This window comes from Arthrobacter celericrescens (assembly GCF_003614925.1).
Taxonomy (GTDB): Bacteria; Actinomycetota; Actinomycetes; order Actinomycetales; family Micrococcaceae; genus Arthrobacter; species Arthrobacter celericrescens.
Genome location: NZ_QYLP01000012.1, coordinates 38,737 through 55,587, shown reverse-complemented (window position 1 = coordinate 55,587; position 16,851 = coordinate 38,737). Strand labels below are relative to the sequence as shown.

The 16,851-nt window shown below is 68.0% G+C and carries 10 protein-coding genes; 5 read left to right on the top strand and 5 right to left on the bottom strand.

The genetic code is table 11. The features are described from left to right. Positions 1–34: 34 nt before the first annotated feature. From D3654_RS01515 to D3654_RS01500, 4 genes are all read right to left on the bottom strand, one after another. Positions 35–1,453 carry a dicarboxylate/amino acid:cation symporter gene (locus tag D3654_RS01515; protein WP_120519769.1) on the bottom strand — a complete coding sequence of 473 codons (1,419 nt, stop codon included), beginning with the start codon at positions 1,451–1,453 and terminating at the stop codon, positions 35–37. A 153-nt stretch (positions 1,454–1,606) separates the two neighbouring features. Continuing rightward, complete coding sequence (locus D3654_RS01510) at positions 1,607–3,292, bottom strand: DUF885 domain-containing protein (RefSeq protein WP_120519768.1); 1,686 nt, start codon at positions 3,290–3,292, stop codon at positions 1,607–1,609. A 49-nt stretch (positions 3,293–3,341) separates the two neighbouring features. After that, positions 3,342–3,569, bottom strand: a complete 228-nt coding sequence (locus tag D3654_RS01505; RefSeq protein ID WP_120519792.1) for an acyl-CoA carboxylase subunit epsilon — start codon at positions 3,567–3,569, stop codon at positions 3,342–3,344. A gap of 11 nt (positions 3,570–3,580) precedes the next feature. Further along, on the bottom strand, positions 3,581–5,164 hold the full coding sequence (locus D3654_RS01500; RefSeq protein WP_120519767.1) for an acyl-CoA carboxylase subunit beta: 1,584 nt from the start codon (positions 5,162–5,164) through the stop codon (positions 3,581–3,583). A gap of 210 nt (positions 5,165–5,374) precedes the next feature. Between D3654_RS01500 and D3654_RS01495 the strand changes: the two genes are divergently transcribed. From D3654_RS01495 to D3654_RS01475, 5 genes are all read left to right on the top strand, one after another. Further along, on the top strand, positions 5,375–6,259 hold the full coding sequence (locus D3654_RS01495) for an SDR family oxidoreductase (RefSeq protein WP_120519766.1): 885 nt from the start codon (positions 5,375–5,377) through the stop codon (positions 6,257–6,259). A gap of 47 nt (positions 6,260–6,306) precedes the next feature. Then, the gene (locus tag D3654_RS01490) at positions 6,307–7,179 is read left to right on the top strand and encodes a biotin--[acetyl-CoA-carboxylase] ligase (RefSeq protein WP_120519765.1); all 873 of its coding nucleotides are present in this window, start codon (positions 6,307–6,309) and stop codon (positions 7,177–7,179) included. Next, positions 7,172–7,747 (top strand): PH domain-containing protein, encoded by a 576-nt coding sequence (locus D3654_RS01485; protein WP_120519764.1) that lies wholly within the window; start codon positions 7,172–7,174, stop codon positions 7,745–7,747. Before D3654_RS01490 ends, D3654_RS01485 begins: the two co-directional genes overlap by 8 nt. Beyond that, the gene (locus D3654_RS01480) at positions 7,737–8,909 is read left to right on the top strand and encodes an adenylate/guanylate cyclase domain-containing protein (RefSeq protein ID WP_120519791.1); all 1,173 of its coding nucleotides are present in this window, start codon (positions 7,737–7,739) and stop codon (positions 8,907–8,909) included. The genes D3654_RS01485 and D3654_RS01480 overlap by 11 nt, the downstream gene beginning before the upstream one ends. Before the next feature lie 185 nt (positions 8,910–9,094). Next, entirely contained in the window at positions 9,095–15,220 is a 6,126-nt protein-coding gene (locus D3654_RS01475) for an Ig-like domain-containing protein (RefSeq protein ID WP_120519763.1), read from the top strand. Here the strand turns inward: D3654_RS01475 and D3654_RS01470 are convergent. Beyond that, entirely contained in the window at positions 15,217–16,719 is a 1,503-nt protein-coding gene (locus D3654_RS01470) for a glycosyltransferase family 39 protein (protein ID WP_120519762.1), read from the bottom strand. The genes D3654_RS01475 and D3654_RS01470 overlap by 4 nt on opposite strands. Between the last annotated feature and the right edge of the window lie 132 nt (positions 16,720–16,851).

Genomic DNA, 16,851 nt, shown 5'->3' with positions numbered 1-16,851 from the left:
CAGCATCGCGCCATGCCCTTGTGAGGCGGCTGCCTTAGGCCTTGGCGTCCGCGAGCTCGCGCTCTGCCGCCGGGGCTGCGGACTCCCGTTCCAGGGCGTCGTCCGCAAAGGCGGTGCCGGTGCGCGGTGCGTTGTACAGTTCCTCGTCCAGGATGCCCTGGCGCTTGGCCACGATGGTGGGCACGAGGGCCTGCCCGGCGACGTTGACCGCCGTGCGGCCCATGTCGAGGATCGGGTCGATCGCAAGGAGCAGGCCGACGCCCGCCAGCGGCAGTCCGAGGGTGGACAGGGTCAGGGTCAGCATCACGACGGCGCCGGTGGTGCCGGCCGTCGCGGCCGAGCCCAGCACCGAGACGAGGGCGATAAGCAGGTACTGGCTGAAGTCCAGGTTGATGCCGAAGAACTGGGCCACGAAGATCGCCGCGATGGCCGGGTAGATCGCGGCGCAGCCGTCCATCTTGGTGGTGGCGCCCAGCGGCACGGCGAAGGAGGCGTAGCCGCTCGGAACGCCGAGGTTCCGTTCGGTGACACGCTGCGTGAGCGGCAGGGTGCCGATCGAGGAACGGGAGACGAAGGCCAGCTGCACGGCAGGCCACACGCCGGAGAAGTACTGCTTCACGGACAGGCCATGGCTGCGGACCAGCACCGGGTAGACGGCGAACAGCACCAGCGCCAGGCCGATGTAGATGGCCACTGTGAACTTGCCCAGGGAGCCGATGGTGTCCCAGCCGTAGATGGCCACGGCGTTGCCGATCAGGCCGATGGTGCCCAGCGGGGCGATCCGGATGATCCACCAGAGGACCTTCTGGATCACGGCGAGTGCGGAGGCGTTGAAGTTCAGGAAGGGTTCGGCCTGCTTGCCCACCTTGAGGGCGGCCACGCCGACAGCGATCGCGATCACCAGGATCTGCAGCACGTTGAAGTTCACGGCGGTGGTGACTGCGTCGTCGGCGATGGTGGTGCTCGCGCCGAGGCCCAGGAAGTTCTTCGGGAACAGGCCCGTGAGGAAGGCCCACCAGCTGCCGACCTTGCCTGGGGCCTCGCCCTGGCTGTTGATGCCGGTGCCGGTGCCCGGCTGGAAGAGTACGCCCAGCCCGATGCCGATCAGCACGGCGATCAGGGAGGTGATGGCGAACCAGAGCAGGGTGTTCCATGCGAGCTTTGCCGCGTTGGAGACCTGGCGGAGGTTGGCGATCGAGCTGACGACGGCGGTGAAGATCAGCGGGACGACGGCGGTCTGCAGTAGCGAGACATAGCTCGAGCCGATGGTCTGCAGGGTGGCGCCGAGGCCGTTGGGGGCGGCCTTGGTGCTGCCGGTGTACTTGGCGATGAGGCCGAGCACCAGGCCGATGATGAGGGCGGCGATGATCTGCACGCCGAAGGACGTTGCCCACTTGGGGAGCTTGGGCGCGGTCTTTCCGGCGGAGGGCGAGAGGTTGGATGTTTTGCTCACCCGAACAACGTAGGGGTAGCTGGAATACCAGAGCGAGCGGACGTTGAGAAATATGACGGGTAAGATGAAGTGGCGGCCGTCACTGGAATACCAGCGACGGCCGCCACATCAATGAAGTTTCAAGTTATTCCGTCTGTTGCTGTGGCAAATGTCTCAGCCAAGCAGCGCCCGGCGGAGCGTGTCCAGCCCCACCGAGCCGATGTTCAGGGCGTCCGTGTGGAAGGCCTTGAGCTCGAAGCCGTCGCGCTTTTCCAGTTCGGCGCGGATCTCTTCCCAGAGCCGCTGGCCCACCTTGTACGAAGGGGCCTGGCCCGGCCAGCCGAGGTAGCGGGTGAACTCGAACTTGAGCTGGCCTTCGCTGATGGGCAGGTTGGCGCGGAGGAAGTCGTAGCCCTTCTCCGGCGTCCATGTGCCGCTGCCCCAAGCCTCGGGGACCGCGAGCTCAAGGTGCACGCCGATGTCGAAGACCACGCGGGCGGCACGCATGCGCTGCATGTCCAGCATGCCCATGTGGTCGCCTGGATCCTTCAGGTAGCCCAGTTCCAGCATGAGCTTCTCGGCGTACAGGGCCCAGCCTTCGCCGTGGCCGGACACCCAGCAGATGTTGCGGCGCCAGTCGTTCAGCAGCTCGCGGCGGTAGACGGCGGTGGCCACCTGCAGGTGGTGGCCCGGCACGCCTTCGTGGAAGACCGTCGTCGTCTCCGCCCAGGTGGTGAAGGTGTCCTCGCCGGCGGGCACGGACCACCACATGCGTCCGGGGCGGGAGAAATCGTCCGCGGGCCCGGTGTAGTAGATGCCGCCCTCGTCGGTCGGGGCGATCTTGCATTCCAGGGTCTTCATGACGTCCGGGATCTCGAAGTGGACGTCGGCAAGGTCGGCCACGGCCCGGTCGGACAGTTCCTGCATCCACGCCTGGAGGGCGTCCGTGCCCTTGATCTGCCGGGCGGGATCGTTGTCCAGGATCTCCTTGGCTTCCTCGATCGTGGCCCCGGGCCGGACCTGTTCCGCCACGCGCTCCTGCTCGGCGATGATGCGCTGCAGTTCCTGGACTCCCCACGCGTAGGTTTCCTCGAGGTCCACGGTGGCGCCCAGGAAGGTGCGGGAGGCCAGGGAATAGCGTTCGCGGCCCACCGCGTCCTTCTCGGGGGCGAGCGGCAGCAGTTCCGCCTCGAGGAACGCGGCAAGTCCCGCGTAGGCCGAACGCGCGACGGCGGCACCGGCGTCGAGCTTCTCCTGCAGGTCCGCGGGCAGCGGCTTGCCGTCGATCGCCGCGTCCGCGGCGAGCTTGGCGAAGAAGCCGTCTTCGGCGGCGTATTTGCCGGCCTGTTCGATCACGATCCGCACCTGGCGCGCGGCCGCGACCTTTCCGGAGTCCTTGGCCGAGCGCAGGGAGGCGATGTAGCCCTCGACGGCTCCCGGCACGTTGGCGGCGCGGCCGGCAATGTGCCCCCAGTCCCGCTCCGTGGCGGTGGGCATCAGGTCGAAGACGGCGCGGATGTCCTGGGCGGGCGAGGCGATGTTGTTCAGCTCAGCTGCGTCCCAGCCGGATTCGTGGAACTCCAGCTGCAGGCCCAGGCGCTCCCGCATGGCGTCGAGGGTGATGACGTCGGAGGCGTCGGCAGGCTCCAGGCCTGAGAGCTTGTCTAGGGTGTCGCGGGCAGCGGCAGCGAAGGCCGCGGCGCCCGCCGGCGAGAAGTCCTGGTACTCGCTCTCGTGACCCGGGATGCCGAGGGTGGTGGCCAAGCTCGGGTTCAACGCCAGGTACGTTTCGGTGTACGCGTCAGCTACGGCGTCGATGGCGGTCCGGGAACGTGCCGGTGAGGTGTTTTCAGTAGTCACCTGACGAGCCTAGCGGCGGGCGCGCCTTTCTGAAAGGGTTGCTGAACACTCAGCCCTTGCTGCGCCGCCAGGCGCCCGGACCCGGCGTCGGGTCCAGGCCGAGCCGCTGGCGCCGCACCCAGTGGCGGACGCTCGGCTTCTCGGGCATCGGCACCGCGGGTGCCGAAAGCGATGCGACGACGGCGGCCAGCGCGGCGAGCTCTTCCGGCGTCGGGTTTCCCTTGACCACCGAAAGCAGGGGCGCCTCGGGTGCCTCGGCAACCGGGTCCTGGTTCATGGGCTCGGTGCTCACAGCGGGATGTTTCCGTGCTTCTTCGTGGGCAGGCTGGCGCGCTTGTCACGCAGGGCGCGCAGTCCCTTGATGATCTGGACGCGGGTGTCGGACGGCGCGATGACGGCGTCCACGTAGCCCAGTTCCGCGGCCTGGTAAGGGTTGAGGAGTTCCTCTTCGTACTGCTGGATGATCTCCGCACGGCGGGCCTCGACATCCCCGCCGGTCTCGGCGACCGCTGCGAGATCGCGGCGGTAGAGGATGTTGACGGCGCCCTGGGCACCCATGACACCGATCTGGGCGGTGGGCCAGGCGAGGTTGAGGTCCGCGCCGAGCTTCTTCGAGCCCATCACGATGTACGCGCCGCCGTAGGCCTTGCGGGTGATGACGGTCAGCTTCGGGACGGTGGCTTCGGCGTAGGCATAGAGCAGCTTGGCGCCGCGGCGGATGATGCCCTGGAATTCCTGGTCCTTGCCGGGCAGGAAGCCGGGGACGTCCACCAGGGTGACGATGGGGATGTTGAAGGCGTCGCAGTGGCGGACAAAGCGCGCTGCCTTTTCTGACGCGGCGATGTCCAGGGTGCCGGCGAACTGCATGGGCTGGTTGGCCACGATGCCCACGGTGTGCCCTTCGATGCGGCCGTAGCCGATCATGACGTTCGGGGCGTAGAGCGACTGCATCTCCAGGAAGTGGGCGTCGTCCACGATCTGCTCGATGACCTTGCGCATGTCGTAGGGCTGGTTGGCCGAGTCCGGGATGACGGTGTCCAGGGCGAGGTCGTCCTCGTCGGTCTCGAGCTCCTGCTCGTGCTCCAGCACCGGGGCTTCGGAGAGGTTGTTGGACGGCAGGAAGTCCAGCAGTTCGCGGACGAATTCGATGGCGTCGGCTTCGTCGCTGGCCAGGTAGGTTGAGGTCCCGGTGGTGGCGTTGTGCTGGCGCGCGCCGCCGAGCGTTTCCATGTCCACGTCCTCGCCCGTGACGGTCTTGATGACGTCCGGTCCGGTGATGAACATGTGGGAGGTCTTGTCCACCATCACCACGTAGTCGGTGAGCGCGGGGGAGTAGGCGGCACCGCCGGCGCACGGGCCCATGATCAGGGAGATCTGCGGGATGACGCCGGAAGAGTGGACGTTGTTGCGGAAGATATCAGCGAACATTGCCAGCGAGGCAACGCCTTCCTGGATGCGGGCGCCGCCGCCGTCGTTGATGCCGACCATCGGGCAGCCGTTGCGGAGCGCGAACTCCTGGACCTTGACGATCTTTTCGCCGTTGACCTGGCTGAGGGAGCCGCCGTAGACGCTGAATTCCTGGCTGTAGATGGCAACGAGCCGGCCGTCGACGGTGCCGTAGCCGGACACGACGCCGTCGCCGAGGGGCTTCTTCTTCTCCATGCCGAAGGCCGTGGAGCGGTGGACGGCGAGGGCGTCGAACTCGACGAAGGAGCCTTCATCCAGGAGCAGGTCGATGCGCTCGCGGGCGGTGTTCTTGCCGCGGGCATGCTGCTTTTCGATCGCCTCGGGGCCGGAGGGCTGTTCCGCACGGGCCTGGCGGTCGCGGAAATCGGCAATCTTTCCCGCCGTCGTGGTCAGATCGTGGCTCATCAAGTGTCTCCGGCTCTGTAGCTGTTTACGCTGGCACTGCATTGCTGGGCATGCGCTCTTAAGTAGCATCCGTACAAAATGCGGGCCCTGCTGGCTAGTCTAGTGACGCAAAACCCGGATCCCGCTGTAGAAACCCTACAATTTTCCGTCTTCAAGTCGAGCATCCGGCAATGTTACCCGTGAGTAACTTCGATCGGCTACAGTGTCCCCATGACCTCAAGCAACGACGCTTCAGCACGCGCCGCCACCCCGTACCGGGCAACCGGCACCCTCAAGGGCCGCACCCTCCTGATGTCCGGCGGCAGCCGGGGAATCGGCCTGGCCATCGCCCTGCGTGCCGCGCGCGACGGCGCCAACATCGTGCTCCTGGCCAAGACCGGAGAACCCCACCCCAAGCTGGAAGGCACGGTGCGCACCGCCGCCGCCCGGCTGGAGGCCGCCGGCGGCAAGGCGCTCGCCCTCGTGGGCGACGTACGGAACGACGGGGACGTCGCCGCCGCGGTGGCTGCCGCCGTCGAACACTTCGGCGGGATCGACGCCGTCATCAACAATGCCTCGGCCATCGACTTGTCCCGGACGGACGCCGTCGACATGAAGCGCTACGACCTCATGCAGGACATCAACGTCCGCGGCACCTTCCTGCTCTCCAAACTCGCCCTGCCTGCATTGCGGGAATCTGTGCACGGACAGATCCTCACCCTGTCGCCGCCGCTGAACCTGGACCCGAAGTGGGCGGGCATGCACCTGGCCTACACCATGGCCAAGTACGGGATGAGCCTCACCACCCTGGGGCTTGCCGAAGAGTTGAAGGACGACGGCGTGCTGGTCAACTCGCTCTGGCCCTGCACCCTGATCGACACCGCCGCCATCCGGAACATGCCCGGCGGCGACCGGATCGCGCAGGCCGCCCGCGGACCGGAAATCATGGCCGACGCTGCCCACGCCATCCTCAGCGGGGGAGCGGGTGCCGCCGGACCCCTGAGCGGGAACTTCTACACCGATGAACAGGTGCTGCGCGCGGCCGGAGTGGACGACTTCCGGCCCTACAGCCTCGGGGCTCCGGAAGAGCAGCTGGTCCCGGACATTTTCCTGTAGGCGGAAGGGCTACGTCCGCGGCTGCCGGGATCGTTAGGATTCAGAGTATGGAACGGGCAAACCTCGACAAGGACGCGCTGCTCAACGGGGACTTCCTCTCAAGCGCCGGCATCTCCCGCCTGGAGGTCGTTGAGACCACGGGCTCCACGAACGCGGACCTCCTGCGGGCGGTCACGGTGGAACCCAAGGAATGGCCGGACATGTCCGTGCTGACCGCCGAACACCAGACCGCGGCGCGGGGACGGCTGGAGCGGCACTGGGACGCGCCCGACCATTCCGCCGTGTCCGTGTCGATCGTGCTGCGGCCCGTCAACGCCCAGGGCCTGCCGGTGCCTACCCAGAGCTATTCCTGGCTGTCGCTGCTCGCCGCCCTGGCCCTGCGTGAAACGCTGCTGGAATTCTGCGGCCTGCCCGCGGAGATCAAGTGGCCCAACGACGTCCTGGTCCGAGGCCGGAAGATCTCCGGAATCCTCGCCCAGCTCGGCCCGATGGGTGACGGCACGGTTCCCGCGGTGGTGCTCGGCACGGGCCTGAACGTCAGCCTCGCCGAAGAGGAACTGCCTGTTCCCACCGCCACCTCCCTCCTGGTCGAGGGCTCCGACACGCTGGACCGCACTGCGATCCTGCAGAACTACCTGTCCCGTTTCGCGGCGCTCTACCGCAGCTTCTGCAACGCTGACGGCGATCCCGCCGCGGGTCTCGCGGGCGGGCCGTCGCTGCACAAGCGGGTCGAAGCGGTGCTGGTGACGCTGGGCCGCGAAGTCCGGGCGCAGCTTCCGGGCGACCACGAACTGGTGGGCCACGCCTCCCGCCTGGATGAATACGGATCGCTGCTGGTGGTGGACCACGGTGGCCGCGAACATGTCGTGACGGCCGGGGACGTGGTGCATCTGCGGCCCACAGATGGCGGATATGCGTAAACAGCTCCTGCCGGGTGAACAAGTGATCGTGGTGACCCGGCAACAGGGGCGCCGGCTGTTCTTCCCGGCGGCGGCATTCATCCTGACCCCGGCGCTCGCCGCCTACGCCTGCGCCTGGATTCTCAAGGGCGGGCCAGGCAAGCTGGTGCCCGTGATGACCGGCGCCGAATGGACGCTCTGGCTGGTGCTCGCGTGCGTCTTCCTCGCCGTGGTGGTGCTCCTGGGCTATTGCCTGCCGAAGTACCTTGAATGGTTGGCCGTGCAGTACATCCTCACCAGCCGCCGGATAATTGCCCGTTTCGGAATGCTTCGGCGCCGCGACTGGCAGCTTTCCCTTGCCGCGGTGCGTAACGTCGGTCTCAGGCAGACCCTGATCCAGCGGACATTGCGTTCGGGGAATATATCCTTGGATACCGGGCAGCCGGGCGGAACACTGATGCCCGATGTTCCGGAGGCCGCACGGTTCCGGAACTTCATCCTCGAGGCCATTGACGGACTCCCGCCGGTATCGGCGGCTGACAACGGAAACACATGGGCAAGGAGAGAAGGTGGACGCGATGAGTGGTGACCAGCACTGGAACCCGGAGGACGGCAACGATTCCTTGCCGGAGCCTTCCCTCGACGAGCCCATCACCCGGCCCCTCCCCGTGGCATCCGATCCGCAGGCCTCCCCGCCCACGGGCGTGATGTCCGCCGAACGCATCGCGATGAAGGTCCTCGAGACAAGGCTCCTTGGCGGCGAACGCAAGCTCCGCCGTCGTGAAGTCTCCGCCGCAGCCGGCGTCTCCCTCCTCTCTGCCCGCAAACTGTGGCGCGCCCTGGGCTTCCCGAACTTCGGGGACGAGGACGTTGCCTTCACGGACCAGGACCTCTCCGCACTGTCCACCATCCTGGACCTGGTGCGTGCCGGAAAGCTCACCGAAGAGGCGGCCATCTCGGTCACCCGCGCGATCGGGCAGATGACGGACCGCATGGTCGTCTGGCAGGTCGAGGCCCTGATCGAAGACATGGTGATGCAGCAGGGAATCCCCGATGCGGTGGCACGCAAGCGGCTTGTCAGTGAACTGCCGAACCTCCTGGACGCCATGGAAGAGATCCTGCTGTACTCGTGGCGGCGCCAGATGAATGCCGGCGTGCAGCGGTTGGCGATCCGCGCCGAAGCCGGGCTGAGGGCCAGCGAAGCCGGCCGTGAGGGCGACGAGGACGACGCTCCGCTACCGCTGGCCCGCGCGGTGGGCTTCGCGGACCTGGTGTCCTACACGAGCCTGTCCCGCCGGATGAACGAAAAGACGCTGGCCCAGATGGTCCAGCGTTTCGAGAACAAGTGTGCCGAGATCATCTCGGTGGGCGGCGGACGCCTGGTCAAGACCATCGGGGACGAAGTGCTCTACATCGCCGAAACCCCGGCGGCCGGCGCCGAAATCTCGCTGGCACTGTCCCGCGCGTTCAGCGAGGACGAGATCCTGCCGCAGGCCCGCGTCGCGATGGTGTGGGGCCGCATCCTGTCCCGGCTCGGCGACATCTACGGACCCACCGTCAACCTTGCCGCGCGCCTGACGGCGCTGGCCGAACCCGGCACCGTCCTGGTGGACCAGGCTACCGCCGCGGCCCTGGGCCAGGACGAGCGCTTCGTCCTGGACCCGCAGGCCACGGAGAACGTCCGCGGCTTCGGCGAAATCACCCCGGTCCTGCTGTCGCCCGGCCGGGGCAAGGGGCTCGTCCTGGACTGACGGGGCACCTGCCCTGGCGCCTCAACCTGCGGTCAAATCACGGTTCCGCCAATTGATAGACTTATCCGCGGCGGCGTCCCTTTTCCATGCGCCTTTCGCGGGACCCGGGTTCCACCGGACCCGGCGGCCGGGAGCCGCCCCTTCCAGTTTTGGGATCAATGCTTCAGTGAGTTGGGGGATGCTCCATGTCCAAGTTCCCGGATGGCCGCGCCCCGAGGCGCCGTCCCGGCCGGTGGATCAAGGCCGCCGTCGTCATGGCCACTGGCGGTGCGCTGGTGGCCGGTGCGGTGCTGTATCCCGGGTTCAAGACCAGCGAGGTGGACCTCAACGACGGCAGCGTCTGGGTGACCAGCAAGTCCCGCAACTCCGTCGGCCGGCTCAACTACCCGGCCAAAATGCTCGACGGCGCCGTCACCCCGGCCAGTGTGGACTTCGACGTCCTGCAGCAGGAGAGCGCGGTCTTCGTCGATGACCGGAGCAGCAGCAACCTCAACCCGGTCAGCGCCGCGAACATGCGCCTCGGCGGGGACCGCAAACTGCCCGCGGGCGCGAGGGTCGGCTTCGGCAGGACCATCCTTGCCATCACCGATCCCGCCGCCGGCAAGGTCTGGGTCATCCCGGCGTCGGGCCTGGGCGGTTTCGACCCCGCCGCGGCGGAGCCGTTCCTCGACTCGGAACCGGGCGTGGCGGCCGTGGTGGGCAGCGACGACGCGGTGCACACCGTGGACCCGGCCACCGGCAGGATCTCGAGCAGCACCTTCGATGCCGACGGACTTTCCCGGGACACCACCAGCCGCACCGTGGACGAACTGAAGGGCGCCGGCGAACTCGACCTCACCACCGTGGGCGGCCGGCCCGTCGTGCTGGACCGGGAATCCGGAACCCTCCACCTGCCCGGCGGGCAGAAAGTCCACCTCGACTCCGCCCGCGACGCCCGGCTGCAGCAGCCCGGCGCCGACACCGGCGCCGTCGCCGTCGCGACCCCGGGGGCACTGCTCCTGCAGCCCCTCGACGGCGGCACGGCGCGGACCGCTGCCAGCGGAGGCGAAGGCGTCCCGGCGGCGCCCGTGCAGCTGGGCGGCTGCGCCTACGCTGCATGGTCCGGCAGCAACCGCTACGTCCGCGACTGCGCCAACGACGCCGACGACCAGGCCAAGGCCGTTCCTTCGGCCAGCGCCTCGCCCAGCTACGTGTTCCGGGTCAACCGCGACCTGGTGGTCCTGAACGACGTCAACTCCGGCAACGTCTGGCTGGTCAACCGCAACATGCAGCTGGTTAACAACTGGGACGACGTCATCCCGCCCAAGGAGACCTCCGACGACGCCGACAAGGACTCCGCGGACGAGGTCCAGCAGACCGTCCTCCCGGACCGGACGAAGCCGAACAGCCCGCCCGTGGCCAAGAGCGACGCCTTCGGGGTGCGCGCCGGCAAGACCACGGTCCTTCCGGTCCTGGACAACGACAGCGACCCCGACGGCGACGTCCTGACAGTGCGGACCCCGGAACCGGCGCGGCTGGGCACGGTATCGCCCGTCTACGGCGGCACCGGTTTCCAGGTGGCCGTGGGCGCTGGCAAGGCGGGCAACGAGGCCTTCAAGTACACCGTCGACGACGGCCGCGGCGGTTCCGCCTCCTCGGAAGTCACCTTGCGCGTGGTCCCGGCGGGCGAAAACTCCGCGCCGCGGCAGAAGCCGAACCGCAGTACCACCCTCGTGCTCGCCGCAGGGAAGACGCTCACCCAGAACGTCCTCACCGACTGGATGGACCCCGACGGCGACGACGTCTTCGCGGTGTCCGCCAGGAGCAGCGACCCTGGCGACCAGGTCCGGATCCGGCCGGACGGCCTGCTCACCTTCCAGGACTCCGGAACCGGACCGGGGAAGAAAACCCTCACCATCACGGTGTCCGACGGCACAAGGGAAGCCGAAGGAAGAATCACCGTGGACGTCCGGCCGCCGGGAGCCCTGCCGCCCGTAGCAAACGCGGACCATGTGGTGGCCGTCGCCGGCCAGAACACCGTGATTGCCCCGCTCAAGAACGACACCGATCCGCAAGGCGGTTCCCTGCGTTTGGCACAGGTGACGCCGGACGGCCAGTCCACGGCCCCCACGGGCGCCGACCAGCAGACCTTCACCTTCAACTCGGCCGTCACGGGTCCGCACTACGTCAGCTATCTGGTGACCAACGGACCTGCCAGCGCCCAGCAGTTGGTGCGCGTCGACGTCGTGGCCGGCAGCGGAGGCGGGGTCCCGGTGGCGGTGCGCGACATCGCGTTGCTGCCCCGCGGCGGGAGCACCGTGGTGGACGTGCTGGGCAACGACTCCGACCCTTCCGGCGGCGTGCTCGTGGTGCAGTCCGTCAGCGGAGTGGACGGACTGCCCGTCGCCGTGTCCGTCCTGGACCACTCCGTGGTGCGGGTGCGGGACGTCAATGCCACCGGCCAGCTGACCTTCAAGTACACGATCTCCAACGGCAAGGCGCAGGCGAGCGGCGAGGTGGCCGTCGTCGTCGTCCCCACGCCGGCAAGGCTGCAGGCACCGCAGGCGAAGGCGGATGACGTCCCGGTCCGGGCGGGCGACGTCGTCACGATCCCGGTGCTGGACAACGACACCGACCCGAACGGCGGCAGGCTCTCGCTGGACCCGAAGCTGGCCCAGCAGCCCGATGCCGCCGACGGCCAGACGTTCGTCTCCGGGAATACCCTCCGCTTCGTGGCCGGCAGCAAGGCCAAGACCGTCTACGCGATCTACAAGGTCCGCAACGACTCCGGGCAGAGCGACTCCGAACAGGTGACCATCCGGATCCGGGCCCGGGACGACGAACGCAACAGCCGGCCCGAGCCCAGGAGCCTGACTGCGCGGATCATCGCCGGGACCACCGCGAAGATCGCCGTGCCCCTGGACGGCATCGACGCCGACGGCGACTCCGTCCAGTTGACCGGCATCGACAAGGCGCCCGCGGCAGGCACCGCCGTCGTCAAGGATGGCTACCTTGAATACACCGCCGGCGCGGATTCGGCGGGAACAGACACGTTCAGTTACCGGGTCCGGGACCGGATCGGAGCCGAAAACACCGGGACCGTGCTGGTCGGCATCGCCCCGCCGAACCCGGACAACCAGAAACCCCTCGCCGTGGATGACGCGGTGGACGTGCGCCCCGGCCGCCGGATTGCCGTACCGGTCCTCGGCAACGATTCCGATCCCGACGGCGACCCCATCGCCTTGGTTGGCAACGGCCTGGAGGCCAGCCCGGGACTGGCGGCGGAACCGGGACAGCAGGGCCAGGTGCTGGTGACGGCGCCGGCCACCGCCGGCAACGGCAGCGTCGGATACCGGATCCAGGACGACAAGAAGGCCCAGGCGGCCGCCGTCGTCCGGGTCCGCACCAGCCCGGAAGCCACCCTCCATGCCCCGCTCGCTGTTGACGACAGGGTGACGCTAGCCGAAACCCTCGGCAAGACCGCCGTCGACGTTCCGGTGCTGGAAAACGACTCCGACCCGGACGGCGTGGCCGCCGAGCTGAAAGTCACGCTGCCCGCCGGCACGGCGAACGCCCGCCCCGGCGCCGACGGCCACGTGGTGGTCACCCTCGCCCCGGGCGAACAGCTGATTCCCTACACGGTCACGGACGTGGACGGGCAAAGCGCAACCGGCATCATCTGGGTCCCGGGACAGGGACTGCAGTACCCGACGCTTTCGAGGAACGATCCGGTCGAGGTGATGTCCGGGAAGGACCTCACCGTCCAGCTGGCTGACTACGTGCGCGTCCGGGACGGCCGGAAACCGCGCATCACCGTGGCGGACAAGGTCCGGGTCCAGGGCGCGCAGCCGCGGAACGTGGTGGCCGGCGACGGCGACGCACTCCGGTACGCGGCGTTGCCCGACTACGTCGGCCCGGGCTCGGTCACCTTCGAAGTGACCGACGGCACCGGCCCGGACGATGCGCAGGGCCTGAAGTCCACCCTGACGATCATGACGAGGGTGGTGCCGGATCCCAACGCCAACCATCCACCCACCTTCGCCGGGGCGACCGTCGAGGTGCCGCGGGGCGATTCCGAGGAGCTTGAGCTGGCCAACCTGGCCAGGGACGTGGACCAGCGCGACCAGGGAAACCTGAAGTTCGAACTCGCCGGCACGCCGCCGGCCGGCTTCGGGGTCACCCTCGATGGGGCCGTGCTGCGGGTTTCCGCGGACGCGTCGGCGTCCGCCGGGGCGAAGGGAAGCATCCCGGTGAAGGTCACCGACGGCCGCTCACCGGCGGTCCAGGCCACCATCACCGCGGTGACCGTCGCGTCCAAGCGGCGCCCGCCGTCGGCCAATGACGACACCGTTGCCGCCGCCAATGCCGGGCGCAGCGAAACCGTCAAGGTGCTCGCCAACGACGTCAACCCCTTCGAGGACACCCCGCTGAAGATCGTGTCGGCCGTCGTGGAGACCGGGCAGGCCGCAGGCCAGCCGGTGATCGCGGGGGACGCCGTGACGGTGACACCCGCAGGGGACTTCAAGGGCGTCATGGTGGTCAAGTACACGGTTGCGGACAAGACCGGGGATCCGTCCCGCCAGGCCTCGGCCAGGATCCGGCTGACCGTCCGGGCAGAACCCGATGCGCCTTCGGCGCCCGTCGCCAGCGAGGTGCGCAGCCGGACCGCCGTGCTGAAATGGGCGCCGCCGTCGGACAACGGTGCGGAGATCACCAAATACACCGTGAAGTCCGCAGGGTTCTCGCAGGAGTGCGCCACCACTACCTGCACCCTGACCGGGCTGACCAACAACGTCAAGTACGTCTTCACGGTCACCGCCAGCAACGAGGTGGGGGATTCCACGCCTTCGCCGCCGTCGAACGAGATCCGTCCGGACGAGAAGCCCTCGCCGCCGGACGCGCCCACGGTGAAGGCCGGCGACAAGACCATGGCCATCAACTGGACGGCCGCGAAGACCGAAGGCTCGCCGGTCAAGGGCTACAACCTGGAGATCTCCCCGTCCCCGGCCAATGGCATCGCCGTGAAGAACAACGTGGCCGGCCTCAGCTACGTGTGGCAGGGCCTGACGAACGGCGTCAAATACAAGGTCCGGGCCCAGGCCGTGAACGACCTTGGACCCTCCGAATGGGGCAACTACTCGTCGGAGGACAACCCCGCCGGAGTGCCGGCGGCCCCGGCGGCCCCGACGACGGCGGTCGTCTCCGCGGTCGGCTCGCAGAACCAGTTGCGGGCCGACTGGAGCGAACCGGTCACCAACGGCGACCCGGTCAGGAACTATTACGTGACGATGAGCGGCGGCGGACGCGCCGCCCAGACCCAGACCATTCCGGGCAATGTACGCACCGCCACGTTCACCGCCGGCACCTCGGAAACCGCCTACACCTTCACCGTCCAGGCAGAAAACAAAGCAGGGAAGGGCGCCGTCAGCGCCCCGTCCGCCCCGCGCCGGGCTACTGGCAAACTCGGCACCGTCTCCGGCGTCAGCGTCTCCCCGGCAGCCACCGGCGGAGCGGGCGGGCAGGTCCGGATCGACTTCCGGGAGCTGGACGCCGGCCAGAGGAACGGCTCTGGCGCGAATGAAATCAGCTACAGCTTCAGCGCCTCCACGGGCCAGGGCGGACCGATCCGGCCCGGGGGAGTCGTGGGCGGTTTCGCCAACGGGCAGCGGACCACCATCACCGTTACCGCCAGCTCCTCGGTGGCACCGAGTTCCGATGCCAGCGCGCCGTCGAGCACCACGCCCTACGGTTCGCCGGGCACGCCCTCGGCCTCAGGGCAGGACGGCGGCATGAACCAAAAGTCCCTGACCTTGAACTGGGCCTCGCCCCCGGCGTCCACCAACGACGTTGCCGAGACCAGGATCAGGATCGACGGCGGGGGATGGGAAACCGTTGCCGCGGCGGGCAGCCGGACCATAAACACCGCCGGCTTCGAGGAATCGCACAGCATCACGGTGCAGACCTTCAACTCCTTGGGAACCCCGGGTGGAACCGCCACTGCCAGCGCCAAGTCCGGACGGCAAGGGGTGTGGACCACCACGATGAATCCCAACGCCGTGGTCCGCTCCTGCTCCTTCACCCTGGGTGGTTCCAACTACGACCCGGACAGGTTCACCTGTGACGGCAAGGGCGGCAACCAGCCTCCGTGGATGTACTCGTCCGATCAAGGGGCGATCGTGGTCCGTTGCTACATCGACCAGAGCGACAACTGGACGGGCATGCACCGGTGGTGGCGGATCGAGGACGGTTCGTACCGCAACGTCGGGCGCTACATCATCGCCGGTCACACGCACCTTCCCGATCCCGCCGGCCTGGGGGCGCCGCGGTGCTAGGAGCAGTCGTAGACCACGAAGCGTAGCCGCTCCGTCGCTGTGGCCCTGGTCTGGGTGCATCCGGCCTGTTGGAATGCACCCGGATCCGGGGTCGGGCCCGTGCCTGAGCCGATGAAGTAAACTCTGCCGCGGTGTTCCAGCTCGGCCGCGGTGACTTCCTTGTTGACACCCCAGAGCGTCCCGGACTCTTCCGGGGAAGCCTTCAGTGACAGGTCCGTCAAACGGGAGAACGATGCCGGATAAGCCAGTGCGGGGTCGCGGTCCTCGGGACGACCGTAGACCACGGCTGCGGGGCCGGGACCGTCGGCGTCGAGCAGGGCAGCGACGTGGCGCTCCGTGTCCCGGGGCCCGTTGACCAGGCTCTTCAAGGTCAACTGCTGGGGCAGGCCGGCCAGGAGTACCAAAGCGGCCGCCGCCGCCAGTTTCCTGCTGCCAAGGCTTCGGACCTTGTCCAGCCCGAGCCCGACCAGCAAGGCAAACATTGGTGCAGTAAAGGTGAGGTACCGGGGAACATACACGGGCTGAACGAGGATGCTGACGAGCAGCAACACACCGATCGGTACAGCCACGGCGCAGGCCGCCAGCACCGCGAGTCCCCGGAACTCCGTATGCCCGGCGCTGTGGATCAGTCCCAGGACCGCGAGGCCAAGCTGAAGAAGGCCCAGGACGACGACGGCTCCCAGGACCCAGCCGGGCGGCAGGTTCCCGGTGGGCCGGTCATCTCCGTAGAAGAACTGTTTGACGGCAATCGCCTGGATGTTCTGGAGGAGGGAACGGTCCTGGATCCAGGCGACCTGTCCCTTCTGTCCCAGGGCAAACAGCAGGAACGGGGACGCGGCAATTGCGGCAGCCAGCGCCGAAACGAGCACAGCCAGCACACGGCGGCGCAGCAGGACGGCGGCGACTACGTGGGCCGCGATAGCCAAGGCAAAGAACATGAACACATACACTCCGGCCGCGGCACACACTGAGTAGAGCACCCAGTCAATGACGTGCCCCGAGTTCCACGCCCGGATCAGGAACAGGGTCAGCGCCACCGCAAACAGGGCGATGAGGGCAGACTGCCGGGCCTCGGTTCCCGCCCAGACCATCCGAGGCAGGAACACGAGGACGAGCCCGGCGCCGAGGCCCACGAATTCGTTGCCAAGCTTGCGGCCGATCACCACGGTCCCGGCGCACGCCAGCCCCACGGCAATGGCGGACGGGAGGCGCATCGACAGCTCGGAGAACTCGAAGAGCGACGTCCAGAAATGCATCAGCAAGTAGTACGCCCCGTGGACGGCGTCCACCGACTTGAGGAGTTCAAACAGCTGTTCCGGCGAGCGGCGCGCTGCGGAAATCGTGGTGATTTCGTCGTTCCAGAAGGACGGCACCCAGGCTTTAGCCAAGGGAACCAGGAAGCCCAGCAGCCCGATCGCCCAAAGCCACAGGCTGTGGGGTTTCTCACGAAAACGGGTGCCCTCGGTACCGGCCCTGCCGGTCCGGGCTAGCTGCGTCATGACGATCCTCCTGCATTGTGGCGGCCCACATCCTATCCGGGCACTGATGCGGCCGCCCCGCGATGGGGACCTTTCCCCATCGCGGCGGCCGCGGGACCTTGATTATTCTGGAGCGCCGGTGGTATCCGGGCT